The following is a 24218-nucleotide window of genomic DNA, read 5'->3' on the forward strand; positions in this document are numbered from 1 at the left end:
TATGAACAATCTGCACCGCGAACTCGCGCCGATCACCGCCGCCGCCTGGACGGCGATCGAGCAGGAGGCGACACGCACCTTCAAGCGGCACATCGCCGGTCGCCGCGTGGTCGATGTCTCCGGCCCGCACGGCACCGACTACTCCGCGGTCGGCCTGGGACGCACCACCGCCATCGGCTCGCCCGGTGAGGGGGTGCAGGCCCGCCAGCGCGTGGTGCTGCCCCTGGTGGAACTGCGTGTCCCCTTCAAGCTTTCGCGTGCGGAGCTCGACGATGTGGAGCGCGGCGCGCAGGACACCGATCTGGAGGCCGTGAAGGATGCGGCCAAGAAGATCGCCTTCGCCGAGGACCATGCCATTTTCGAGGCCTACCCGGCCGCGGGCATTGTCGGCGTCCGCGCCGCCACCTCCAATGAGCCGGTGAAACTGCCGACCGATCCGCGCCTGGTTCCGGAAGCGGTGGCGCAGGCGCTGAGCGAGCTGCGGCTCGCGGGTGTGGACGGCCCGTATTCGGCGCTGCTGTCCGCGGATCTCTACACCGCGGTCAGCGAGACCTCCGATCACGGCCACCCGATCCGCACGCATATCGAGCGGCTGATCGACGGCGACATCATCTGGGCCCCGGCCATCGACGGCGCTTTTGTGCTCTCCACCCGCGGCGGCGATTTCGATCTGCAGATCGGCCAGGACCTGTCCATCGGCTATCTGTCGCACGATGCCGAGTCCGTCGAGCTGTACTTCCAGGAGAGCCTGACCTTCGTGGTCTACACCGCCGAAGCCGCAGTCGCACTGGAGGCGTGAGCGCGCGCCCATCCGCCGGTAACCCGTATCGCTGGAGGCAAGACCACACCGAGAGGTACGGTGACGCGCAGCAACGTGCGGGAGGCGGGTCGACGATGGTGCGCGGGGAATGACGATGGTGCGGGCCGGCGTGGTGCCCGGGCGTCGTGCCGTGTTCTACGGAATCGCGGGACTGTTGGTGACGTCCGGGATCGTGGCCGTCACCATCGGGGTATTCGGGCTGAACCGGGTGTTCACGGGGATCCTGCTGGGCGTCGCGGCCGGAGTGGGACTGCTGTTCCTGCTGTTCGCGCGGGACGGGGTGGTGCTGACCGATCAGTCGATCGTGCGGCGGACGCCGTGGGGCGCGGCCACCATCGACTGGGATCGGGTGGTGGCGGGCCGCTTCGCGCTGGACGAAAAGTCGCGCTGGTCCCTGGCTTTGGACCTGAACGGCGGCGACGAACAGCACGGGGAACTGGTGCTGCTGTCCATTCCGCCGGTGCAGCGGCCCATTGCGAATGCCTACGATATGCGCAAGCGCGAGCAGGTCAATGAGATTCGAAGCATTCTGCGCCGCAAGCAGATTCCGGTGATCCTGCTCCCGGAGATCGCCGAGGCGCTCACCCAGCATTGGCGGCTGGCTCCGCCCACCCGCTGAGACCGCGCCCACCCGCCGAGGCCGCGCGCAGCGGCTGGGTAGGGTGTTGGCCGTGATTCGCACAGCGGCACTGGCATACATTCGGGATCGTCGTCTGCTGCAGACCAGGTCCACCGGCAAGGACGTCTTCTACATGGCGGGCGGCAAGATCGATCCGGGCGAGACCCCGGAATCGGCGCTGCACCGCGAGATTCGCGAGGAGCTCGGCGTCGGCGCCACCGAGGTCGCCGAACTCGGCGTCTTCGAGGCGGAAGCCTTCGGCCACGCGCCCGGCACCCGGCTGCACATGACCTGCTTCCTCGGCGAGCTCACCGCCGACCCCTTCCCCTCCGGCGAGATCGCCGAACTGCGCTACTTCACGCTCGCCGAATACACGGCCATGCCGCACGTCGCTCCCGGCTCGCTGCTGGTGTTCCAGCGGCTGCACACGCTGGGCCTCATCGACGCATAGCTGTTCCCGATCGACGCTGTTCCGATCGACGCTGTTCCCGATCGACGCTGTTCGTGATCGACGCGGGGCTGGGCCGCATCGAACGCAGAGTCGTTGCGGCGCAGCCACTTACTCGTCCGAAACGGCTTCCGACTCGGTGATCGCGGGAGCTTCCGGAGCCCGATAGGGGATGCGCGTGGCGGCCGCCAGCCCGAGCATCAGGAAGATCGCCGCGGCCAGCAGGGTGGTGCGCGTGGCATCGGTGAAGCCACGGGCCAGCGCGTCCACGACCGCCGTCGCGCCCTCGTGATCGCGCAGTCCGGAGATGGTGCCACCGGCGGATTCCCGGGTGGCGGTCGAGAGCGTGTCGGCGGATGCGGCGGGCAGATCCTTGACGCCGGCCAGTCGATCGGGCAGTTCGTGGCCGAGTCCGACCGAGAGCAGCGCGCCGACCACGGCGATGCCGAAGGCCGAGCCGATCTGCCGGATGGTGCTCTGGGTGGCCGAACCCTGTCCGGAATTCTCCGGCGGCACATCGGCCAGCACCACACCGGTCAGCTGCGCGGAGGCCAGGCCCAATCCGACGCCGTAGACGGCCAGCAGCGCCGCGAGCCACCAGGCGGAGATGTGCGGGGTCACGAACAGCGCTGTGAGCGCCACGGCGACGGCCTCGAAGCCCAGGCCGAGTTGCACGATCCGCACCGCGCCGAGCCGCCGCACGAGGCCCTCCGCGATCCCGGCGGCGAGGAAGGCGCCCGCGGCCATGGCCGCGAGCACATAACCGGCCCCGAGCGTCGAGAGTCCGAGCACGTTCACCAGGAACAGCGGCAGCACGAACAGCAGCCCGAATTCGCCCAGAGCGACCGCGAACGCGGTCACATTGCCCCACCGGAAGCTGGGGATTCGGAACAGTCCGGGATCCAGCAGCGCCGAGCGCCGAATCAGATTGCGGTGCTGCTCCCACCGCAGGAAGAGCACCAGCGCCAGCACCGCGAGCGCCAGAATGACCGGGATCGGCGAGATGATCGCGGTCTTGGACCAGGTGAATCCGGCCAGCGGGAATTCCCGCAGCGGCCGCCACCAGCCGTAGGTCGAGCCCTCGATGAGCGCGAACACCAGCAGGGCGAAACCGACCGCGCTGAGCAGGAATCCGTCCACATCGAGTCCGGGTGCGGTCTTGCCCATCTTGGTCTCGGGCACGAACAGCAGCAGTCCGACGAGTACGACCGCCCCCAGCGGCAGGTTGACCAGGAAGATCCACGGCCAGGTGTAGTAGGTGGTGAGCCAGCCGCCGAGCAGCGGCCCGATGGCGGCGACGCCGGAGATGACCGAGCCCCACACCGCGAAGGCGATGATCCGATCCCGCCCGCGAAACAGGGCGTTCATCGTGGCGAGCGTGCCCGGCATGACCGCGGCCGCGCCGACGCCCTGCACGATGCGGCCCCACAGCAGCGGCCAGGCGCTGGTGGCGGAGGCGGCGAGCACGCTGCCCGCGAGGAATACCAGCACGCCGAGCGCGAACATCTTGCGGCGCCCGAGCCGATCGCCCAGCCGTCCGGCGGTGATCAGCAGAGCCGCGAGCACCACCGCGTAAATGCTGGTAACCCATTGCGCCTGAGTGAAATTGAGACTCAGGTCGGCAATGATGACCGGCAGTGAGACGGAGACGATGGTGCCGTCGAGCACCACCATGGACAGGCCCAGAGCCAGTACGCCGAGCGCGAGCCATTTCTTGCGACCCAGGTCGAGCTGCACTTCCGTCATCCGTCGCTCCTGCCGCACAGGGACAGCTGTCCGAAGAATCCGGTCTGTATCGATAGCCGTTCGGGTGCCGAACAACCGTTACTCAGTGTAGGTCGAAGGGTGTGGGCAGCGACCCAAGGTAGCCGAACCGTTCCTAGAATCGCGGATATCACCAGGTCTGAATACAAATATGAACTCAGCGAGGCCTATCCGATACGGCGCGTCTGCACATTTCTGTCCTACCGCTGAATATTTGCTGAATCGAGGAATCTGCGGCCGGCGAACAACCGGCACCAGGTCTTCGCCCCGCAGTCGGCTCGCGGCATTGCCGACCGGCCGGGACGGCCGTTCGGCGGCGTATTGCGAGTTGCTCTCGCCGGTATCGAAGCGGGACAGCCGATGTCCGAATCGGATACGTTTGAAGCTGTGTCGATGATGAAGGGTTCCAACGTTCCGGTGGCGGCGACCGCGGTACGGGTCGAGCTGGGGTGGCAGTCGGGTCCCGGCGTTCCGGACGCCGATGCGTCAGCATTGCTGCTGGCCGGGGGCCGGGTGCGGTCGGACAGCGATTTCGTCTTCTATAACCAGCCGGTGCACGGATCGGGGGCGGTGCGGCACGAGGGCAAGCAGCAGGGGCCGCAGGTCACCGATGTGCTCTCGGTGAATCTGGGGCAGGTCGAGCCGCAGATCGAAACCATCGTCATCGCCGCGTCCTCGGACGGCGGCACCTTCGCCCAGTTACCCGGACTGCATGTGCGCCTGGTGGATACCGGCAGCGGCGCGGAGCTGGCGCGCTTCGACAGCACCGACGCCTCGTCGGAAACCGCGTTCGTCCTCGGCGAGCTGTACCGCCGCCAGGGCGCCTGGAAGTTCCGCGCCGTAGGCCAGGGCTATGCGACCGGACTGGCAGGCCTCGCAAGCGATTTCGGCATCACTGTCGACGACGCCCCCGCACCGCAATCCCAGACTTCGCAGCCCGCGCCCCAAACTCCCCCGCAGCCCGCACCCGTCACGCCTTCCCAAACCACACCCCCCGCATTCCCGCCCGCCGCACCCCCGCTGCCGCCGACCGGTTCGCCGTCCTACGGCACTCCCCAGCCCACCGGTTCGCCGTCGCACGCTGCGCCGCCGTCAACCGGTTCGTCACCGTATGCCGCTCCGCCCCAGCCGAATTACGCAGCGCCACAGGGCCACAACCCGCAGCAGCCCACGCCGCCGACCCAATTCGGCCGGCCCGCCCCAGGCCAATACCCGCCGCCTCCCGGACAGTACGGCTCACCGCCACCCGGCCAATACACGGATCCCGCAGGACAATACGGTTCGCCACCGCCCGCCGGGCAATATCCGGACCCCGCGGCACAGTACGGTTCTCCCCCTCCCACAGGGCCGCCCGCTGCGCAATATCCTCCGCCTCCCGGGCAGTATCCGGAACCACCTGCCGGTCAATACGGATCGCCCGCAGGGCAGTACCCACCACCGCCGGGGCAGTACGCGCCTCCTGCCGGGCAGTTCTCGGACCCGTCCGCCGCGCAGTACCCAGCACCTCCCGCTGGGCAATACGGGGCAGCCGGAGGGCAGTACCCACTCCCTCCCGGGTACTCGGAACAGCCTGCGGGGCAGTACCCGCCCGCCGGTCAGTACCCGCCACCGGCGGGGCAGTATCCACCCGCGGCCGGGCAGTATCCCCCGCCCGCCGGGTACGCGGATCCGTCGTATTCGCCTGCGCCGGGCGGGTATCCGCCTCCGCCGCAGTTCGCGCCGCCCCCGCCGAATCAGTCGGGCGCGAATCCCATTCCGCCGCAGACATATCAGCCGGGGGATAGTCAGCCGCCCCCGCCGCCGTATCAGCAGGGCGCGAATCCGGTTCCACCGCAGCAGTTTCAGCAACCGCAGGGGCCAGGTGCGGCGCCGCGGGTGAATCTGGGCAAGATTTCGCTCACCAAGGACGCACCGGCGGTCTCGCTGACCAAGCAGGGTGCGACCGGCGGCATTATGCGGATCAATTTGAATTGGTCGGTGCCCGGCGCGACGAGCGGGCTGTTCGGTCGTAAGCGCGGCGGCAATGGCGGGCTGGATTTGGATCTGTGCTGCTTCTGGGAGTTGACCGACGGTTCCAAGGGCTGCATCAGCCCGCTCGACACCATGGGCAAACTGCAGCGCGCCCCGTTCATCGAGCTGGATCAGGATGATCGGACCGGGGCGAGCGCGACCGGCGAGAACCTGTCCATCAATCTCGATCACACCACCCAGTTCCGCCGCATTCTGGTCTTCGCCTCGCTGTACGAGGGCGCGGAGGATTTCCGGGGCGTGCACGCCACCGCCACCCTCTACCCGCGTAATTCCCCGCCCATCGAAATCGAGGTCAGCGGCTGCGTCGACGACTCCCGCGAGATGGTGCTGGCGCTGATCGAGAACATCAACGGCGAGTTGGTGGTTCGGCGCGAGGGCACCTTCGTGCGCCCGCCGGACGGCCACCGCTTCTGGGGCAAGATCGCGGTGGATCAGGCTTACCGCTGGGAGCTGAAGTGGGGCACGTCGAAGGGCAAGTCCTAGCCACTGTGGATCCCGGCCAAACATGCCGGGATGACAGACCCGGCCCGGGATGATGGCCTGGCCCGGGATGATGGGTCTAGCCCGGAATGACGGGCCGGATCACATCAAATGGGCTGCGGCGGCACGTGTTTCGACGAGATCACCCTTCCAGCCGAGCAGCGGCAGCACGGCGTCGGGGATGAGCTGTTCGGCGTACTCCGGCGGCGTGCCCTCGTCCGAGCGGATATTGATGACGGATTCGACCAGCCGGAACGGCAGCAGTTCCGCACCGGGCACCGCCGTCGCACCCGCTTCGGCAATGACTGCGACGGCGAGGGTTTCGTAGTGCCCGCGCAATTCGTCGCGCCGGGCGCGGAAGGCCGCGAAGCGCTCACTGCGCAGCTCCGGTAGCAGGTAGAGCGCGCCCAGATTCCAGCGCGCCGCACAGAGCTGGCCCACGTCGAATCGCGCCAGCGCGTAGAGCCGTACGGCCGCCGATTCCGGCGCCGCGGCCAATCGCTCCGCCAATTCCAGTGGCGCGGTGATGGTTCCCGCGAGCAGCGCGTCCAGGATGTCGTCCTTGGACGCGAAGTGGTGGTACAGCGAGGCCTGCCGAATGCCGACGGCGTCCGCGATCCCACGGGTCGAGGTGCTGCCGTACCCATTGTTGGTGAAGAGTTCGGCGGCGGCGTCGAGGATCTCGGCGCGCGGCGTCTGCCCCTGCCGGCGGCGGGGTTCGAGGCGGGGACGTCCGGGTCCGAGTTGGGTCACAGGGTTCATTCTGCACTGCCGATCCCGATGACCCGCTGGTCTATCAATGCTGCTGACAGCCGCTGACCGCGGCGGGTGAGGTTTCTGTCATTCGATAGAAATACCGGCAATGCAGAAGTTACGGCGCGCCATCTGACGGATACATCGACGTCATCGCGCGAGCGATCGCACTGGGAAAACTTTCAAGCGATAGATATTCACCGCTCGCGAAGGATTAGCCATGGTTGCCTCCGCCGATTCCATCGTCCCCAGCCACCCGCCGAACAGCGCCCCGAGCACTGCCAATGCCGACAGTGCCGACCTCGCCGCCTTCGGCTACGAGCCGGTCCTGCATCGCAAGCTCGGCCGGTACGCGTCCTTCGCCGCGGGTTTCTCCTTCGTATCGATCCTCACCACGATCTTCCAGTTCTTCGGCTTCGGCTACTCGTTCGGCGGTCCGGCCTTCTTCTGGACCTGGCCGATCGTGTTCGCCGGTCAGTTCCTGGTGGCGCTGAACTTCGCGGAACTGGCTGCCCGCTACCCGATTTCGGGCTGCATCTACCAGTGGTCGCGACGCCTGGCCGGTGAGGTGGTCGGCTGGTTCGCGGGCTGGATGATGATCATCGCGCAGATCGTCACCGCCGCCGCGGCCGCCATCGCACTGCAGGTGGTACTGCCCACGATCTGGAGCGGCTTCCAGATGGTAGGCACCGACAGCGCGCTGACCTCGCACGACGGCGCGGTCAATGCCGTCCTGCTGGGCAGCATCCTGCTGGCGCTCACCACGCTGATCAATGTGGTCGGCATCGACTGGATGTCGCGCATCAACTCCCTCGGCGTCACCATCGAGATCGTCGGAGTCATCGCGGTGATCGCGGTCTTCTTCACCCATACCGATCGCGGGCCCGGCGTCGTCCTGCACACCGATCAGGCCGCGAGCGGCTCGTACTGGGCCGCCTTCCTGGTGTCCGGACTCATGGCCGCCTACGTCATGGTCGGATTCGATTCCGCCGGTGAACTTTCCGAGGAGACCAAGAATCCGCGGCAGGTGGCGCCGCGCACCATTCTGACCGCGCTGGCGGTCTCGGCCCTGGGCGGCGGACTGATTCTGCTGGGCGCGCTCATGGCCGCGCCGAGCCTGTCGGACGGCTCACTGAGCAGCGGCGGCCTCGCCTATGTGATCGAAGCCAAGCTGGACAGCCCGGCCGGAAAGGTCGTGCTTGCTTGCGTGGCGTGCGCTATCACGGTGTGCACCTTGGCAATTCAGACCGCCGGCTCGCGCCTCATGTTCTCCATGGCCCGCGACGGCCGGCTGCCCTTCTCCGAGCGCCTCGCCGCGGTGCACCCCCGCTTCGGCACTCCGGCACTGCCCGCCGTGGTGATCGGCGTGCTCGGCATCGGCCTGCTGGTGCTGAACCTCGGCAATGCCGCCATCTTCGCGACCCTGGCCAGCGTCTGCATCGTGACGCTCTACCTCGCCTACCTGCTGGTGACGGTGCCGCTGCTGGTGCGCCGCATCAAGGGCTGGCCCGCCGAGGACCGCACCACCGAATCCGGCGCCCCGCTGTTCGGCCTGGGCCGCTACGGAATTCCGATCAATGCCCTCGCGGTCATCTGGGGCATCGCGATGGCGGTGAACCTGGCCTGGCCCCGCCCGGAGGTATACACCCCGACCGGCGGTAGCTGGTGGATGCTTTGGGCCGCACCGCTTTTCGTCCTCGTGACCATCGGCGCGGGTGTGGTCGTACACCGCTTCGTCACCCCCGCGACGCCGAGGGAGAGCACCGGACCGCTGGCCCAACCCGCCTGAACCACAAGACATCCGAGATACCCATCGGCCGCTGGCAGGCGGCGCATGGAAGGAGTAGCAATGACGAACACCGCGGATACCTCGAGCGCGCGGGCGCACGCACGATCACAGGCGGCGGGGGCGGCCATCAGCGGACCCGAGCTGCCGGAAGGCGTGGATTCGGCGAAAATCACCTTCGCACAGCGGATTCCCGCCGGTGGGTATGCCAATATCGTGCTCGCTCGCGGCACCCGGGTGCGCCTGTCCGATCCGATGGGTGCGGCGTGTGCGCATCTGCTGCTGCTGCGCGCCGAATCACCCTGGGAGCGACTGAATGTCGCCGATACCGTGAAGGTGCCGTGGCAGGCGTACCTGGGCGCCGGGCATCCGCTGCTGTCGGATCAGGGCCGCGTGCTCGCCACCATCGCCGCCGATTCCTCCGGACATCACGACACCCTCTGCGGAGCCTCGGCACACGCGCGGGATCGGCTGCGGATGGCGGGAGTCAAACAGGGCCTGGAGCCTCGCGATATCGGGCCGACCGTGTCCTTCTTCCGCGGCGTGCGAGTGGATTCGGACGGCGGGCTCGTCTCCACCGGCAGCGCCGGACCGGGCGGGGCGGTCGAGCTGCTCATCCATCTCCCGGTCACGGTGCTGGTCGCCAATGCCGAACATCCCCTCGACCCCAGTCCCACAGCGGATCTCGATCTGGTGGCGTGGTCCGCCCCCGAAGAGCTGGCGCAGCAGCTCGGCACCGACCCGGAATACCTGCGCGCGGTGCAGAACACCGAACTGGATTGGCACGCCCGCACTCTGGAGGCCCTCGCATGATCACCTCGTCCCGCACCATCGTCCTCGACGAGACTGTCCCCGCCCGCGCACCCTGGTCGACCGTGGTGCGCGCCGGTGAGCAGCTGGAGATCATCGACCTGCACGGCAATCAGGCGGTGGACTGCCTGCTCTACGCGGCCGACGCTCACACCGAGCGCTACAGCGCGCAGGCCACGGTCGCGGCGCAGCGCAATATCTTCCTCAGCACCGGCAGTGTGCTGCGCACCGATGCCGGAACCGCGCTCATGACCGTGGTCGCCGATGAGGTCGGCAATCACGACACCGTCGCCGGCGCCTGCTCGCAGGAGTCCAATACGCTGCGCTACGGCCATCACACCCGGCACCAGCACGCCTGCGTGGAGAACTTCCTCGCCGAAGGCATGAAGTGGGGCCTGGGCAAGCGCGACCTGGTCTCGAATATCAACTGGTTCATGAACGTCCCGGTCGAGGCCGACGGCACCCTCGGCATTGTCGACGGCCTCTCCGCACCCGGTAAGAAGATCACCCTGCGCGCCGATATCGACACCCTCGTCCTGGTCTCGAACTGCCCGCAGATCAACAACCCCTGCAATGGTTTCGACCCGACACCGGTGCGAATGGTGGTGACCCGATGACGACGACGCTCCCGGAGAACACGGTCGCCGCAGCGGCACCGCAGCAAGGCCCCGCGGACGACGCCGCGTTGCGCGGCCTCATCCCTGCGGTAGTGAGCGTCTCCGGCACGCCGCACGCCCCCGCCACGGCAGGTATTTCCGGCGCGGCGAGCGGCTCCGGCACGGCGCACGCCCCAGCCGCAGCAGGCATTTCCAGCGCGGCGAGCGGCTCCGGCACGGAGGGCATTCTCAGGTCGGTCGGTCATTCCCCCACCGCGGATCTCGCCGCAGTGGACCGCACCGCCACGGTGCTCGAGGACGAGCCGGTCTCGCCGACCGACGGCGCGCCCGCCGCCCGGACGGTTCATGTCGTTCGCCCCGGTATGCAGACGACCGTGCAGGATTGGCCGGGGCGCGTCGGGTATTGGCATGTGGGAGTGCCGCCTTCAGGTCCGATGGATGATCTGTCGTTCCGGCTGGGCAATCGCGCGCTGGGGAATCCGGAGGGTGCGGCCGGGCTGGAATGCACGCTCGGCGGACCGGCGCTGCGGTTCGACGTGCCGACCTGGGTGTGCGTCACCGGTGCGCCGGTACCGGTCACCGTGAACGGCCGCCCGGTGCGGCAGTGGCGCAGTGTGCTGGTTCCGGCCGGCGGCGTACTCGATGTCGGCGCGGTGGGCGGGCCGGGGATGCGCAGCTACATCCTGCTGGCCGGTGGTATCGATGTTCCCGAATACCTCGGCAGCCGTGCGACTTTCACACTCGGCAAATTCGGCGGCGGTACGGGCCGGGCGCTCGCGATCGACGATGCGCTGGCGCTCGGCCTGCCAGGAAAGGTGAGCGCGGGCGTGCCCGGCGATGATCAGCCGGTGCTCACCCGGCGTTGGGAGCTGGCCGTCACCGAGGGCCCGCACGGTGCGCCGGAGTTCTTCACCCGCAGCGACTTCGACACCATTATCGGCACCGACTACGAGGTGCACTTCAACTCCGATCGGACCGGTGTCCGCCTCGTGGGCCCGAAGCCGCAGTGGGCGCGACAGGACGGCGGCGAGGCGGGCCTGCATCCGTCGAATATCCATGACACCGCATATTCCATTGGTGCACTGGACTTCACCGGCGATACCCCGATCCTGCTCGGCCCGGACGGCCCGAGTCTCGGCGGCTTCGTCTGCCCCGTCACCGTGGTGGCCGCCGATCGCTGGAAGCTGGGCCAGCTCACCCCCGGTGACAGTGTGCGCTTCGTCCCGGTGCGCGCCGATCGCGCGGCGTCACTGCGCGAGCTGGGCGCGGGACGCCGGGCCGCGTGGCCGATCGTGCTGTCCTCCGGCGGCGACGGGGACGACGGCATCGTGGCCCGGCGCGAGGGTGCGGAAACCGCCGTCACCTATCGCCGCGCGGGCAATGACGGCCTGCTCGTCGAATACGGTGATATGACACTGGATCTGGAGCTGCGCGCCCGCGTGCACGCCCTGCACCAGGCGCTGCTCGAGCGCGCCGAGCCCGGCGTCACCGAGCTCACCCCGGGCGTGCGCTCACTACAGGTGCGCACCGATCCCGATCGCCTGCCCACCGGCAAGCTGCTGGACCTGCTCGGCGAGGTGGAGGCCGAACTGCCCTCCGCCGACGAACTGGTGGTACCCAGTCGCACCGTCCGCCTGCCCCTGTCCTGGGACGATCCCTCGACGCGAGAGGCCATCACCCGGTACATGCACGGCGTGCGCGCCGACGCCCCCTGGTGCCCGTGGAATATCGAGTTCATCCGCCGCATGAACGGATTGCCCTCGGTGGACGATGTTTTCGACACCGTCTTCGCCGCCGAATACCTGGTCCTGGGTCTCGGCGACGTGTACCTCGGCGCACCCGTCGCCACCCCCACCGACCCGCGCCACCGCCTGGTGACCACCAAATACAATCCGGCCCGTACCTGGACGCCGGAGAATGCGGTCGGCATCGGCGGCGCGTACCTGTGCATCTACGGCATGGAGGGCCCCGGCGGCTACCAGTTCGTCGGCCGCACCACCCAGGTGTGGAATCATCGCTCCACCGGTGTGGGCGAAGATCCTTGGCTGCTGCGGTATTTCGATCGCATCAGCTGGTACCCGGTGAGCGGTGAGGAGCTGCTGGATCTGCGCTCCGATGTGGCCGCCGGTCGCGGTGAACTGCTCGCGCAGGACGGTGAATTCCGCCTCGCCGACTACCGCCGCTTCCTCACCGACAATGCCGAATCCATCGAGGACTTCCGCGCCAAGCAATCGGAAGCCTTTACCGCCGAACGTCATTCGTGGCGAGAAGCCGGCGAGCTGACCGAAACGCCGTGAACTCGAATCACTGACAGGAGACCCGAGCATGACTGTGTGGATCCACCGCCGCCCCGAGGCCGATGTGATCGCCGAAACCACCGCCGCGACAGGGCCTTTGGCGGGTCTGCGGCTGGCGGTCAAGGACAATGTGGATGTCGCCGGAGTGCCGACCACGGCGGGCTGCCCCGACTACGCCTATCTCCCGGACGCGGACGCGGCTGTCGTGGCCGCCCTGCGGGCCGCCGGTGCGGTGGTGGCGGGCAAGACCAATCTGGATCAATTCGCCACCGGCCTGGTCGGCACCCGCTCACCGTACGGAGCGGTCGAGAACGCACTGCGCCCCGAATACATCTCCGGCGGTTCGAGTTCCGGATCCGCGGTGGCCGTGGCGCGCGGCGAAGCCGATATCGCCATCGGTACCGATACCGCCGGTTCCGGCCGGGTCCCCGCGGCGCTGCACGGCCTCGTGGGCATCAAACCGACGATCGGCGTGGTCTCCACCGACGGCGTGGTCCCCGCCTGCCGCTCCTACGACTGCGTCACCATTTTCGCCGCCGACCTCGAACTGGCGAACCGCGCCATGGGGGTCATGGCCGCGGGCGCACCCCACCGCCCGTGGCCCGCCGATACCCGGCTGGCCGCCCCGCCCGCACCCGTCGTGGCCGTCTTCAACGCTCTCCCCGACTTGGATCCCCTGTGGCACAGCGCCTTCGAGCGCACCGTGGCTGCCCTTCGGGATCGCGGCGCGACCATTGTCGAGATCGATCCCGAACCCTTCCTCGCCGCCGCCAGACTGCTGTACAACGGCGCTCTGGTCGCCGAGAGATACGCTGCGGTAGGCGATTTCGTCGATGCGCACCCCAACTCCACCGACCCCACCGTAGGTTCGATCATCCGCGCCGCCCGCGATATCCCCGCCCACCGATTGGTCACCGACCTGGCCGAATTGGAGCGCCTGCGCACCCAGGCCATGGCGAGCCTGGCAGGCGCCGATGCCCTGCTGACCCCCACCGTCCCCACCCACCCCACCCTCGCCGACGTGGCGGCCGACCCCATCGGCGTCAATTCCCGCATGGGCACCTACACCAACTTCTGCAACCTCTTCGACATGTGCGCCGTCGCCGTCCCCGCCGGCACCGCCGGCGATTCCCCCTTCGGCGTCACCGTCCTGGCCCGCGCCTTCGAAGACGCCGTCGCCTACGACATCGCCACTCTCATTGCCGCACCGCCGAATTCATCCACAACCGTCCCCAGCGAGGCCTGGCCTCTCCAGATCGCCCCGCACACGGACCTGATCGTCTTCGGCGCACACCTGCGCGGCCAGCCCCTCGAACACCAACTCACCACCCTCGGCGCCCGCTGGGCAGGCGAGGTCCACACCTCCCCCGACTACCGCCTGGCCGCCCTCACCACCATCCCACCCAAACCCGCCGTAACCCGCCTCCCCGAAGGCGCCCCCGGCGCCGCCATCACCGCCGAACGCTGGCTCCTCTCCCCCGCCGCCCTCGGCCACTTCCTCGCCAACCTCCCCACCCCCATGCAACTCGGCTCCGTAGAACTCTCCGACGGCACCTGGCACCCCGGCTTCAGCTGCACCGGCGCCGCCGCCGAATCCGCCAAAGACCTCAGCGAATACCCCGGCTGGAAAGCCGCCCTAGCCGCCGACGCCGTCGGCTGACAGCGGGCACACGGGCGACCACACGACTCCTCCGACTCAAGGGGCGGGCTTGGTCCAGGTGAGGGAGTAGCGCCAGTAGAGGCGGCGGCGGTAGCGGGAGCCGGGGAGGGTGCGGCGGGATAGGGCGCGCATTTCGGAGTAGGTCTGGGGTGGGGGCCAGATTATGGGGGAAGGGTGGTCCCAGCGGGGCTTGAAGCGGTGGGGGGTGTAGGCGAGGGCGGAGAGGGCTTCCCAGGGGAGGTCTCGGGGGAAGGTGGGGCGGGCTAGGCCGAGGAGGGCGAGGGTGCCTCCGGGGGTGAGTAGTTCGGCCATTCGGGTCAGGGCGGCGGCGGGGGTCAGGTGGTGGAGAGTTGCTACCGAGACGATGGCGTCGAAGGAGGCGGGCGGGAAGGGATGGGTCATGAAGTCGGCGTGGAGGTAGGTGATGTCGTGCGGGGGTTGGGCGCGGGCGAGGGTGATGCTCGGCTCGTGCAGGTCGATGCCGGTGACGTGCGGGATCTGCTGGCGCAGAAGACGACTGAGCATGCCTTCGCCGCAGCCCACGTCGAGGACGGTGCGCGCCTCGCCCACCGCATCGGCCAGTAGCCGGTGGTAGTGGATGTTCGTATTCCACCGCCGCGCATCGGGAATGCTCGTGGACTCCGCCATGGGGTCGAGGGTATCGATGCGGTGCGGCGGAGTCAGTCCGTGGTGTGCGTGGCTTCCGGATTGGCGGTGTCGCGGACGATGCGCAGGGCGGAGGTGAGGGCCTCCAATTGCTCCGGAGCGAGCAGTCCGGTGAACCAGCGCTCGACGCCGTCGAGGTAGGCGGGGAGCACGCGGGCCACCCGGGTCGCACCGGCGGCGGTGAGCACGGTGTAGGAGCTGCGGCGATCGCCTGGGTCGGCCTCGCGGCGGACGAATCCATTGCGCTCCAGCCGATCCACCAGTCTGGTGACACCACTGGTGGACAGAGTGGTCTGGGTCGCCAGATCGGTCATCCGCAGCTTGCGCCCCGGCGAACGACTCAGCCGCATAAGCGCATTCAGATCGAGCGCGGAGAGCCCACTGGCCTTCCAGGTCGGCCCGAGCCGGGCGATCACGCCGTCATGAGCCTCGAACAGCAGGCCGACGGCGGTCAGGCGAGGGTCATCGAAGAGATGCTTGGGATCCACGAGCACCAACCTAAACCAGACCATTGCTTTGCGGATAGTTGACACGCGGAACAAATCCAATAGATTCTTGTCACCGCAATATTACGCACCGCAACTAAATGGAGGTTCCCATGGGCACAGCGCACTGGGTGGCCGTTTTCCGTGCGCCGCTGGTGAATCCGGCCGAGCAGATCCGGCTGGCCGAACCCCGGAGCTTCGCCGACGAGACCCTTCCGGCGCAACCCGGCTGGGTCGCGGCCGGCGATCGCACGAGCGATGCCGCCCTACCGATCCCCGAGGAGATCGGCTCACGCTTCTTCCTCTCCGGTGGATCTCACCGCACTCGCGGCGCACTGCTGAATCAGGGCAGACGTGGACCGGCGGCTCGATCCTGGCGCAGCCCACCGGCCCAGAGGTTGTCGGCCACATCCCGCCCGAGCCGCACACCGCCGATGTTCTGCGACAGATCCATCATGCCGCGGGCATCGGTGGCGTAGGCGTCGAAAGCCCAGTGCACACCGAGGAATACGCGACTGCGCGCATTCTCCTGCATCATCTGCCAGAGCCCGTCGAGGAACAGGCGCACATGCCGGGCGCGCACCACACCGCGATTGTCGGTGCTGTGGCCGTCGAGTTCGTCGGAGATGAAACCCATACCGTCGGTGAGAGTGTCGGGCCCGGCATCCACAGCGCCGTAGAAGCGCCGCAGCATCTGGAAGGCCGCTCCCCCGAAGGCGGCATGCCCGGAGGGATAGGACGGGAACGGCGGAGTGAAGTTGACGGCCGTCTCATTGCTGCGCGGCGCACCGTGCGGCTGCCAGAACGGATCGCTGTCCGGATCGAGATCGTGGCCGGGGACGGCCTCGGGTCCGATGGCCGGATCGTACTCCCGGATACCGAGTATCGGCCGCCACAGATTGTGCCGGTATTTCTCGTCCCAGCACAGGATTCCGGCATCGGCCAGCGCCGTATTGACCAGCGCGAACAGACGGGCATTCTGTTCGACGGTGTTCTCGCGCGCGGCGGCCAGCGTCCGGGTGATCTGGTTGTAGAACCGCGGCGGAGTCCCTATCTGCCGGGCCCCGTCGTAGGCCCAGAACACCGCGATGAGAGTCTCGTTCGGCGTGCGCGCGGCGGAGCGAGCCGGCCCGGCCGCGGCCGATTCCAGTGTGATGCCCTTGGCCCGCACCTCCCGCAGCGCCGCCAGATAGCGCGGATCACTGCGCTTCGGCGGCGCATCCAGGGCGTACCGCCGGGATACCGCGAAGCACCGGGAGCGCGCACCGTAATGCGGTGCGTAGTAACCCTGTTTCGGGTTGACCGGATCGGGCCGATGGTTGGGCGGCACGATATCCGACTGGTAATCACTGTCGCCCAGGCTCGGATCCCCGGCCCGGGCTTTGAGCACCGCCCGCCCGACGGCCTGCCCGTGCGCGCCGCCGCGCCCCGTACCGGGCCCGCGTAATCCCGCCTCCCGCAATGCTCGATCCAGTCGCGCGGTCTGCGCCGGATACAGCGCGGTCAGCGTCGTATGCGCCGCGACCGCAATGGCGGATTCGACGGCGGACCCATTGGCCGCCACCGGCGGCGCCGTCAGCCAGGTCCCGTGCGCCGCACCGAAAATGCTGAAGTAGGCATCGTGCATGGCCAGGTGCACGATCGCGAGCGCCCGCGAACTGCCCACCGGACCGCGTGACCCGCGTTCCGCGGCGGTGATGTCGGTGTGCGCCCTGCGGTCCGACTCCAGCGCCACCGCGTTCCAATACAGGATTTGATCCACTTCCGCTGTCTCCCACTGCCGTTCGAGCTGGACGCGAGCGGAATGGGGCGACGATGCCCCGGCGTACCGCCCGCCGGCTCCAGAGTGCGGGATCGCGGTGTGAATATCGGCAGTAGTGGGCTACCCGATTCGCGGTGTGCGGCCGCGACCGGTGCGAGTAGCGGCGAATCCTCCTGTCGGTGAAGGGAAATCGTGGTTCAACGAGGCTTGACGGCCACCAGGATCTCCGGACCCCGGGTCTCCAGCCTGGTGGTCGCGAGGCGAATTCCGATGCTCGCGGCTAACCCGCCCAGCACCAGACCCAGCGGTAGCGCCAGCCATTGCACCCAGAGATTGTCCAGGGCCGCACCGACGCCCAGAATCACCAGCACCGGCACCGATATCAGCAACTGTCCCAGGCCGACGCTCAGCTGCATGAGTAGCTTCGCGCAGCCCGGATTCCCGGACCCGGAGAACGGGTTACCACGTTGCGGTGGAAGGGAAAACGCCGCGTGGGTGGAGAGGAAGACCACCGCGCCGATACCGACGCCCAGGAGCACCGGCAGGGTGGACAGCGCCCACGGGTACAGGCGCATCTGCCCGAGTATGCCCGGCAGGATCAGCGTCGCCAGTAGCGCCACCGGTGCGACCAGCATTGCCCAGGCGATGGCCCGCCCGCGCACATCGGCCCGCGCCGCACCCGGCGTGACAATGGTCTGCCAGACCGCGGTGCCGTCGAATCCGTACAGATTGGTGCCGCCCATGGTTGCCAGCCACACCACGAAAGCGCCTGCGAACGGGATGGTTCCGGTATTGCCGTTCTTGATGGCCAGGAATACCGGCAGCGCGAATCCGATGAGCAGCAGCGGCAGTAGCGAGGCGCGCCGGCGACTGTCCCGCCACCAGGTGCGCAGTTCCTTCGTGACTACCGCGCCGACGGGTGTCGGCGGTATGAAGCGATCCAGCAGGCCGTTCTCGGCGTCGAGCACCTGCCCGGCGGATACCGGCGGCAGGGTGAGACGCCGATGCAGCAGCACCGCCCACGCCTGCCACAGCACCAGCGACAGCGCGGCCAGTCCGAGCAGCGGCAGCGCCGTCCACAGCGCGTCCCCGCGCGCGGCGGCCTCCACGGCGGCGGGCGCCCACCCCGAGGGCACGGCACGCAGCGGAGTGGCGAATCCGCTCGACGCCTTCTCCAGTGTCGGACCGAGATTCGAGACGAGCAGGTTGATCGGGTAGTACGCCAGACCGAGCAGCGCCGCGAGCAGTACGCCCAGATCCTTACCGCGCCGCGACCGCATGGCCGCCCCGAGCCAGGCCATCACCACGCGAGACAGCAGCACCACGAAGATCAGTTGCAGTACCGCCCCGGCAATCGCGACCAGCGCGGGTGCGATGCCGTGCGGCGCGGCCAGAATGATCAGTCCCGCGAAGGCCACCAGATTGATCACCGCCGCGGGCCCGGCGAAGGCGGCCGCCGCCAGCCCGTATGCCAGCTGCCGATCGGTCAGCGGCAGCAGCCGGAACTGCTCCGGCTGCAGCGTCTCGTCACTGCTGCCGGTGAGGATCGGCCCGCAGATCCAGCCGAGCGTCCAGGCGCCGAACAGCGCGGCCGCAATCGTCACGCCGGAGTGCAGGGTGTCGTGTCCGAATCCGATGATGCCGGCCGTCACGAGCGCGGCGGCCAGTCCGAACAGGCTGCCGATCCAGAAGTTCAGTGCGGCCCGGCCCTCCCGCATGGCTCTTGCGGTGAGCCGCAAGCGCATCGAGATCAGGACGCCAACCATGACAGCCCCTCTTCCCCGCCGACATGGCCGCCGACGAGCCGCACGAATGCCTCTTCCAGCGTTCCCTCCCCGCGGACCTGGGCGACTGTTCCGCCCGCGACGACCTTCCCTTTGTCTATGACCGCCACCCGATCGCAGATGTTCTCCACGAGCGCCATCACATGACTGGACAGCACCACGGAACCGCCGGCCCCCACGAAACGCTGCAGGATGGTGCGAATAGTGCTGGCGGACACCGGATCCACCGCCTCGAACGGCTCGTCCAGCACCAGGAGTTTCGGCGCGTGCAGCAGTGCGGTGGCCAGGCCGATCTTCTTGCGCATACCGGCCGAATAGTCCACCACCACAGTGTTTTCCGCGCCTGTCAGCTCGAGCACGCCGAGCAGTTCCGCGGCCCGCTCCCCCACCGTGGTCTTGTCCATGCCGCGCAGTAATCCCGTGTAGGTCAACAACTCCCGGCCGGTGAGCCGCTCCGGCAGGGCCAGTCCATCCGGCAGCACCCCCACCACGGTCTTGGCCCGCACCGGATCGGCCCACACATCGGTCCCGAAGATCCGGGCCGAGCCATGATCGGGCCGCAGCAGGCCCACCGCCATCGACAGCGTGGTCGTCTTCCCCGCCCCATTGGGCCCGACCAGCCCGAAGAACGACCCGGGCGGCACCGCCAGACTCACCCCCTCGACCACCCAGGGTCCCCCGAAAGCCTTGAACAGCCCGTCCAATTCGAGCGCCAACCCGCCACCAGCCGTCATAACCCCTCCAAGCAGCACCAGAGTCGATGTCCTCAACCACGATACGTACGGCGCTCCCCTGCGGTTCGACGGTGATTCGCGGGCCGGACACCGTGTCAGCGGACGTATCAGGCCGGCGTCAGGTCGGCGTCAGCCGAGCCCGCGAAAGTAGTTCCTGTCAGCAACACAGCAGCCGCGGCCTCCGGGCCGCGAATACCGCAGGAGTACAGGTCATGACTATTTTCCAGACCCAGGAACCGATCGCCATCACCGTCGACGCGCTGTCCGGCAATGTCACGGTCATCGCCTCCGACCGCACCGATACCGTCGTGGAGATCCGGCCGGCCGATGCTTCCAAGAAGGCCGATGTGCACGCCGCCGAGCAGACCCGGGTCGACTTCGCCGCGGGCACGCTGAAGGTGCAGGCCCCGAAGGGTTGGCGCACGCACAGCCCGTTCGGCAGCAACCAGTCGATCGAGGTGATCATCAAGGCGCCCAATGGTTCCCGGTTCAGCGCCACCGCCGGTGAGGGCACGCTGCGGGGCATCGGCGAACTCGGCGAATGCCACCTGGAGGTATCCGCCGGCGATATCGATATCGAGCGCACACGTGGTTCGGTGACCGCGAAGACCGCCAAGGGTGATATCCGGATCGGGGAGGCCTCGCACGGGGTGGTCCGCCTGGAGACGTCCATGGGCAATCTGGAGGTGGGCATTCGCCCGGGCAGCGCGGCGCGGCTGGAGACCAATACCCAGAACGGCGCCGTGCAGAACCAGCTGGGACCTGTCAGCGGCGCGGACAAGGACGTCGTGCAGGTATTCGCGCGAACCTCGTTCGGCAACATCACCATCGGGCACTCGACCGCCGCGTGACACGCCTTGCCTCCGAGGGTGACGACCGCTTCGATCCGAGGTCTACGCGCGGCTATTCGATGGCGGTGAGCCGCACGTTCTCCAGATCGACGACCCGATCCGTGGGCATGATCTCGACCACGGCGTGCGTGTCCGTATCCGATGCGATCATGCCGTCGATGAAATTCGCCAGCGCCGAACACGGCCGGGCCGAACACCGGGCCACCGTCCCGGGAACTGCCGGGTGGATCACCTGCACCCGGTAGCGGCCCGGAGGAATCGAATGCTCGGCTTCGGTCCCGCCGGCATCGACGTTCAGCAGGCCGTCACCCGACCAGCTCGCCTCCGGTAGTGCGGTAACCACACTCCCCGACCGTCGCCCATCCGGCACGGTGTGCGGATCATGCCCGCCGCGCATGATGCCGGTCGCAACCCCCAGCATTGCGGCAATGGTTACGGAGGCGACTCCGGCGACCTTCAGCCCACGCTTCACTGTTCGACCGCCCCCGGCGAATTCGGACGGCGGTATCGAGACTCATGCGATTCGATCATGGTTCCCTCACTGGAATTCGTTGCCGCCGTGACCATACGGCCACAATTCCGCGATAGTCACCTTCTGACCGGAATTCGCACGAATCGTCAGTGGGACATTTCGGTCAATTCCGAAATTCAGCCCAGCGATTCGAGTTCCGAGGAACTGCCCGGTCAGAGCCCAGTAGCGATGAATCCGGCAGTCGCCGTCGATAGCGTCGATCAGCATTTGCTCGCGAATGCGACGAATCGCGTTTCCCACGCGCACCGGCATGGGCATTGACAAATCTCATCAATTCGCCGACACCGACATTCGACATATGCGAGAACCTCGCCGACGGGCGGATCAGCGAACAGTTCAACGACGCAGTGCCCTACGTCCAGCAGATGGATACCGAAAAGCCTCTGATCACAGCCGATTTGGAGCCGAAGTTCGAGGAAGGACGTGGAAGCGCCGGTGACATCAACCGCTGACGTGGGCGGTGTTGTCGAGCCAGTGCTGGGCGAGGTCGGTATCGCCGTCGACGCGGAGGTCGGCGGCTTCGGGGCCGGTGAGAGGGAGTCGGCGGGTCAGGGTCAGCAGGAGGGAGCGGGCCGGGCCGCTCACCGTGACATCGGCCGGCTGGGTTCCGCGCTGCCACGTCGGGCCGTCCGGTCCCCGTTCGATGAACCACGCGCCCGTGTCGTCGGCGAGGTCGGTGGCCAGCCACTGCAGGGTTTGCCCGGTACCGCGAATGGCCTCGGCGGACTCGGCCCGCTGCATCTTCCACGTCGGGGAGGTGAGCATCGCGAGGTGGTTGCCGATGAGCGCGGCTGCGATATCGGCATCGACATCGAGCGGCCGGTTCGCCGCGGCGGCGGCGTCGAAGCCATGGACGACCGCCTCGTTGAGAAGGCTGGAAATCCAGAATCGCGTCCCGGACCGCTCATCTCCGGCCGGGTTGAACACCGGCGCGTCGAGCGCCTCGTCGGAGCACGCGCTCACGACCCGCTGCGCGGACTCCGACAACCACGCCTGCCACTGATCGGGGTCGGCAGGAAGTACGGCCATCTCCATGGGCAGCTGCCTCGGGTCGGTGATGCGCTGCTCGATGATCGACGCAACCCAGTTCTGGGTCTGGCCGACGTGCTCGACCAGATCGGTGATCGTCCACTTCGGAGCCGTCGGCACGGCGGCGTCCGGTCCGGCCGCAGCGGCCGATTCCGCCAGGCCCCGAGTGTGTTCGACGATCGCCCGCCGGGCAGATTCGGTGTTCAGTTCGGTCATCGGATAACCCCTTCCGCAGTGTCATTACGCTCGATAGGACTACCTCCGCGGCTCGAATTCATCGGTGCCACGCCTATCGGATCAGATCGTGAGTTACCAGCCGACCGACTGGTTGATGGCGATGAGGTTGCCGTCCACGGCTTTGAGCACTGCCAGACGGTTTCCGGGCATATCGACGATGCCGGTCACCGGATCGCCGTTGACAACAGGTGCGGTGCCGATCTCGGCGAGCGAACCGTCGGCGATTTCGCCCAGGGCCGTGGCGCCGAGCGCCAGCATCGAGGCGTGCGCCGCCGCGATATCGGCGACTGTCCAGAACGGAAGCGGGTGGCGCACCCACGGTTTGGACGACAGCGCGATGCCGATGGCATACATCGCATAGTCCGCGGTGCGAAAGACGGGCTCGGCGCCGAGCATCGACGTGAAGGCTGCGACGCTCGCATCCAGATCCGCAGCTGGGTAGACGACGTTGGCGAAGCCGGTGGGGGCGCTCACGAGAACTCCTTCGATACCGAGCCGGGCTCGATAGTGATGATCAACTTCTGTGATCAATGTATCGGCGCCTACCGACAATGACATGCCGTACCGGCGCGGCCCGACCGCGGTAAGTCGGGCCATCGCCAATGCGAAACGGTGGAATGTCGCGCCGGTCAGTCGGTTCGGGGTGGGTCGTCCGGCGCGCGCTCGTCGAGGGCGTGCTGAAGGCTGGCGTTGATGCGCTGGGCTTCGGCAAGCTGGTCTTCGAGGATGACTATGCGGCAGGACGCCTCGAGGGTGTTGCCGGCATCGACGAGTTCGCGTACGCGAGCGGCGATTCGGAGTTGATAGCGCGAGTAGCGACGGTGGCCGCCCGCGGACCGCTGCGGGGTCAGCAGGTGGGCGGCGTCGAGGCCACGCAGGAATGACTGGGTGACGCCGAGTATTTCGGCGGCCCGCCCCATGCTGTAGGCGGGGTAATCGTCGTCGTCTAGCTTGTCGTCGGCGCTGGCGCCGTCGGCGGGGTTCGGGTTCGGTTGCTGCACAGCACCTCTCAGGATTCAACGCCGTCAGGCCCCGGCGCACTGTGCGCCGGGGCCTGGAGATCTACGTATCGGAAATTGACTGCTCGCCGGCCCATAGGGCCGATCTCGTACACCGCCCCCGATGCTTTCCGGGACGCGGAACCGGTATGGGACTACTCAGTGACCACCACCTCCTGAAACGCCGGTCTTGCGAGCAACTGGATCTTTCCGTTCGAACAAGAGTGAATGTATACCGACTCTCAGGGAATGTCTATACCTGCCACCATAGATTTTTTTTGCCCCCGGAACGCGGTTACCTCTTGTCGCCGCCGCCGATGAGCCCCATAATCACCCCCGTGACCGACACCGTTTCGCACACTGGCACCCGCCAGCCGAGCCTGGCGCAGATCGCCGCGGGCAGCCCCTACCTGATCGGGAGCTTCTGGTTCAGATTCTCCGACCAATGCTGGACGTGGTCGGATCAGGTCGCCGCCCTGCACGGCTACGAACCAGGCACAGTGGTTCCGACCACGGAACTGCTACTCGCGCACAAGCATCCCGACGACCGCGACACGGTCGCCGAAACCCTCGCCGCCGCGGTCCGCCACGGCGAGGCGTTCTGCTCCCGGCACCGCATTATCGATACCGCCGGAATTGTGCACCACGTCCTGGTCGTCGGCGACCGCATGCACGATGACACCGGCGCCACCGTGGGAACCACCGGCTACTACATCGATCTCACGGTCCCGCTGGATCAGAGCCGGCGCGATGCCCTCACCGACGCCCTACCCGACGTGGTCGAGGCCCGCTCGGTAATCGATCAAGCCAAGGGTGTGCTGATGTTCGTCTACGGCATCGACGCCGAACAGGCGTTCCGAGTCCTGCAGTGGCGCTCCCAGGAGACCAACACCAAATTGCGCACCCTGGCAACCAAACTCATCGCCGCGGTAGACGCCTTCAACGGCGCCCCGGTCAAGGTCCGCACCCAGTTCGACCATCTGCTGCTCACCGTGCACGAACAACCCGACCCGCCGGACCATCCCGGCCGGTGACCCACAGTCTGTGCTGTCACC

23 protein-coding genes are annotated in these 24218 nt (G+C 67.8%); 11 read left to right on the forward strand and 12 right to left on the reverse strand.

What is annotated here, in order from left to right; translation table 11 throughout:
• The first annotated feature begins 1 nt into the window (after position 1).
• The 3 genes from OG326_RS39910 (at position 2) to OG326_RS39920 (ending at position 1890) form a co-directional block, all read left to right on the forward strand.
• Complete coding sequence (locus OG326_RS39910; protein ID WP_327142268.1) at positions 2-799, forward strand: family 1 encapsulin nanocompartment shell protein; 798 nt, start codon at positions 2-4, stop codon at positions 797-799.
• A gap of 109 nt (positions 800-908) precedes the next feature.
• Positions 909-1439 (forward strand): hypothetical protein, encoded by a 531-nt coding sequence (locus OG326_RS39915; RefSeq protein WP_327142269.1) that lies wholly within the window; start codon positions 909-911, stop codon positions 1437-1439.
• A gap of 52 nt (positions 1440-1491) precedes the next feature.
• Entirely contained in the window at positions 1492-1890 is a 399-nt protein-coding gene (locus OG326_RS39920; protein WP_327142270.1) for an NUDIX hydrolase, read from the forward strand.
• A gap of 108 nt (positions 1891-1998) precedes the next feature.
• On the opposite strand, the gene OG326_RS39925 is transcribed toward OG326_RS39920, so the two are convergent.
• Positions 1999-3633 carry an MFS transporter gene (locus tag OG326_RS39925; protein ID WP_327142271.1) on the reverse strand — a complete coding sequence of 545 codons (1635 nt, stop codon included), beginning with the start codon at positions 3631-3633 and terminating at the stop codon, positions 1999-2001.
• 411 nt (positions 3634-4044) lie between these two features.
• Here OG326_RS39925 and OG326_RS39930 point away from each other — a divergent pair, with 411 nt between their 5' ends.
• Positions 4045-6165: a TerD family protein gene (locus tag OG326_RS39930; protein WP_327146743.1), complete on the forward strand. Its 2121-nt coding sequence runs from the start codon at positions 4045-4047 to the stop codon at positions 6163-6165.
• 99 nt (positions 6166-6264) lie between these two features.
• On the opposite strand, the gene OG326_RS39935 is transcribed toward OG326_RS39930, so the two are convergent.
• Positions 6265-6915 carry a TetR/AcrR family transcriptional regulator gene (locus OG326_RS39935; RefSeq protein ID WP_327142272.1) on the reverse strand — a complete coding sequence of 217 codons (651 nt, stop codon included), beginning with the start codon at positions 6913-6915 and terminating at the stop codon, positions 6265-6267.
• A 220-nt stretch (positions 6916-7135) separates the two neighbouring features.
• Between OG326_RS39935 and OG326_RS39940 the strand changes: the two genes are divergently transcribed.
• From OG326_RS39940 to atzF, 5 genes are all read left to right on the forward strand, one after another.
• Complete coding sequence (locus OG326_RS39940) at positions 7136-8704, forward strand: amino acid permease (protein ID WP_327142273.1); 1569 nt, start codon at positions 7136-7138, stop codon at positions 8702-8704.
• Between the two features lie 60 nt (positions 8705-8764).
• Positions 8765-9514 (forward strand): DUF1989 domain-containing protein, encoded by a 750-nt coding sequence (locus OG326_RS39945; protein ID WP_327142274.1) that lies wholly within the window; start codon positions 8765-8767, stop codon positions 9512-9514.
• Complete coding sequence (locus OG326_RS39950; protein WP_327142275.1) at positions 9511-10128, forward strand: urea amidolyase associated protein UAAP2; 618 nt, start codon at positions 9511-9513, stop codon at positions 10126-10128. The genes OG326_RS39945 and OG326_RS39950 overlap by 4 nt, the downstream gene beginning before the upstream one ends.
• Positions 10129-10490: 362 nt before the next feature.
• Positions 10491-12425, forward strand: coding sequence for a 5-oxoprolinase/urea amidolyase family protein (locus OG326_RS39955; protein WP_442791097.1), 1935 nt, complete (start codon positions 10491-10493; stop codon positions 12423-12425).
• Positions 12426-12435: 10 nt separating this feature from the next.
• A complete protein-coding gene (atzF, locus tag OG326_RS39960; protein WP_327146744.1) occupies positions 12436-14085 on the forward strand; it encodes an allophanate hydrolase in 1650 nt (549 codons plus the stop codon).
• A gap of 36 nt (positions 14086-14121) precedes the next feature.
• Here the strand turns inward: atzF and OG326_RS39965 are convergent, their stop codons facing one another.
• The 5 genes from OG326_RS39965 to OG326_RS39985 all read right to left on the reverse strand — a co-directional run bounded on the left by OG326_RS39965 (position 14122) and on the right by OG326_RS39985 (position 19516).
• Positions 14122-14733: a class I SAM-dependent methyltransferase gene (locus tag OG326_RS39965; RefSeq protein WP_327142277.1), complete on the reverse strand. Its 612-nt coding sequence runs from the start codon at positions 14731-14733 to the stop codon at positions 14122-14124.
• 32 nt (positions 14734-14765) lie between these two features.
• Positions 14766-15239 (reverse strand): MarR family winged helix-turn-helix transcriptional regulator, encoded by a 474-nt coding sequence (locus OG326_RS39970; RefSeq protein ID WP_327142278.1) that lies wholly within the window; start codon positions 15237-15239, stop codon positions 14766-14768.
• Between the two features lie 340 nt (positions 15240-15579).
• Positions 15580-16998: a vanadium-dependent haloperoxidase gene (locus OG326_RS39975; protein ID WP_327142279.1), complete on the reverse strand. Its 1419-nt coding sequence runs from the start codon at positions 16996-16998 to the stop codon at positions 15580-15582.
• Between the two features lie 197 nt (positions 16999-17195).
• Positions 17196-18764: a hypothetical protein gene (locus OG326_RS39980; RefSeq protein ID WP_327142280.1), complete on the reverse strand. Its 1569-nt coding sequence runs from the start codon at positions 18762-18764 to the stop codon at positions 17196-17198.
• Positions 18749-19516, reverse strand: a complete 768-nt coding sequence (locus tag OG326_RS39985; protein ID WP_327142281.1) for an ABC transporter ATP-binding protein — start codon at positions 19514-19516, stop codon at positions 18749-18751. Before OG326_RS39985 ends, OG326_RS39980 begins: the two co-directional genes overlap by 16 nt.
• Positions 19517-19728: 212 nt before the next feature.
• On the opposite strand from OG326_RS39985, the gene OG326_RS39990 reads away from it, so the two are divergent.
• Positions 19729-20367 carry a DUF4097 family beta strand repeat-containing protein gene (locus tag OG326_RS39990; protein ID WP_327142282.1) on the forward strand — a complete coding sequence of 213 codons (639 nt, stop codon included), beginning with the start codon at positions 19729-19731 and terminating at the stop codon, positions 20365-20367.
• Positions 20368-20419: 52 nt separating this feature from the next.
• Here the strand turns inward: OG326_RS39990 and OG326_RS39995 are convergent, their stop codons facing one another.
• The 5 genes from OG326_RS39995 to OG326_RS40015 all read right to left on the reverse strand — a co-directional run bounded on the left by OG326_RS39995 (position 20420) and on the right by OG326_RS40015 (position 23166).
• The gene (locus OG326_RS39995; protein WP_327142283.1) at positions 20420-20839 is read right to left on the reverse strand and encodes a hypothetical protein; all 420 of its coding nucleotides are present in this window, start codon (positions 20837-20839) and stop codon (positions 20420-20422) included.
• A 66-nt stretch (positions 20840-20905) separates the two neighbouring features.
• Positions 20906-21157, reverse strand: a complete 252-nt coding sequence (locus OG326_RS40000) for a hypothetical protein (RefSeq protein ID WP_327142284.1) — start codon at positions 21155-21157, stop codon at positions 20906-20908.
• Positions 21158-21340: 183 nt separating this feature from the next.
• Entirely contained in the window at positions 21341-22144 is an 804-nt protein-coding gene (locus OG326_RS40005) for a maleylpyruvate isomerase family mycothiol-dependent enzyme (RefSeq protein WP_327142285.1), read from the reverse strand.
• 93 nt (positions 22145-22237) lie between these two features.
• Entirely contained in the window at positions 22238-22639 is a 402-nt protein-coding gene (locus OG326_RS40010; RefSeq protein ID WP_327142286.1) for a VOC family protein, read from the reverse strand.
• Between the two features lie 155 nt (positions 22640-22794).
• Positions 22795-23166 carry a helix-turn-helix domain-containing protein gene (locus OG326_RS40015; protein WP_327142287.1) on the reverse strand — a complete coding sequence of 124 codons (372 nt, stop codon included), beginning with the start codon at positions 23164-23166 and terminating at the stop codon, positions 22795-22797.
• 335 nt (positions 23167-23501) lie between these two features.
• Here OG326_RS40015 and OG326_RS40020 point away from each other — a divergent pair, with 335 nt between their 5' ends.
• Positions 23502-24197 carry a PAS and ANTAR domain-containing protein gene (locus OG326_RS40020; RefSeq protein ID WP_327142288.1) on the forward strand — a complete coding sequence of 232 codons (696 nt, stop codon included), beginning with the start codon at positions 23502-23504 and terminating at the stop codon, positions 24195-24197.
• The last annotated feature ends 21 nt before the right edge of the window (positions 24198-24218 follow it).

The sequence above is a fragment of the Nocardia sp. NBC_01327 genome (assembly GCF_035958815.1).
Taxonomy (GTDB): Bacteria; Actinomycetota; Actinomycetes; order Mycobacteriales; family Mycobacteriaceae; genus Nocardia.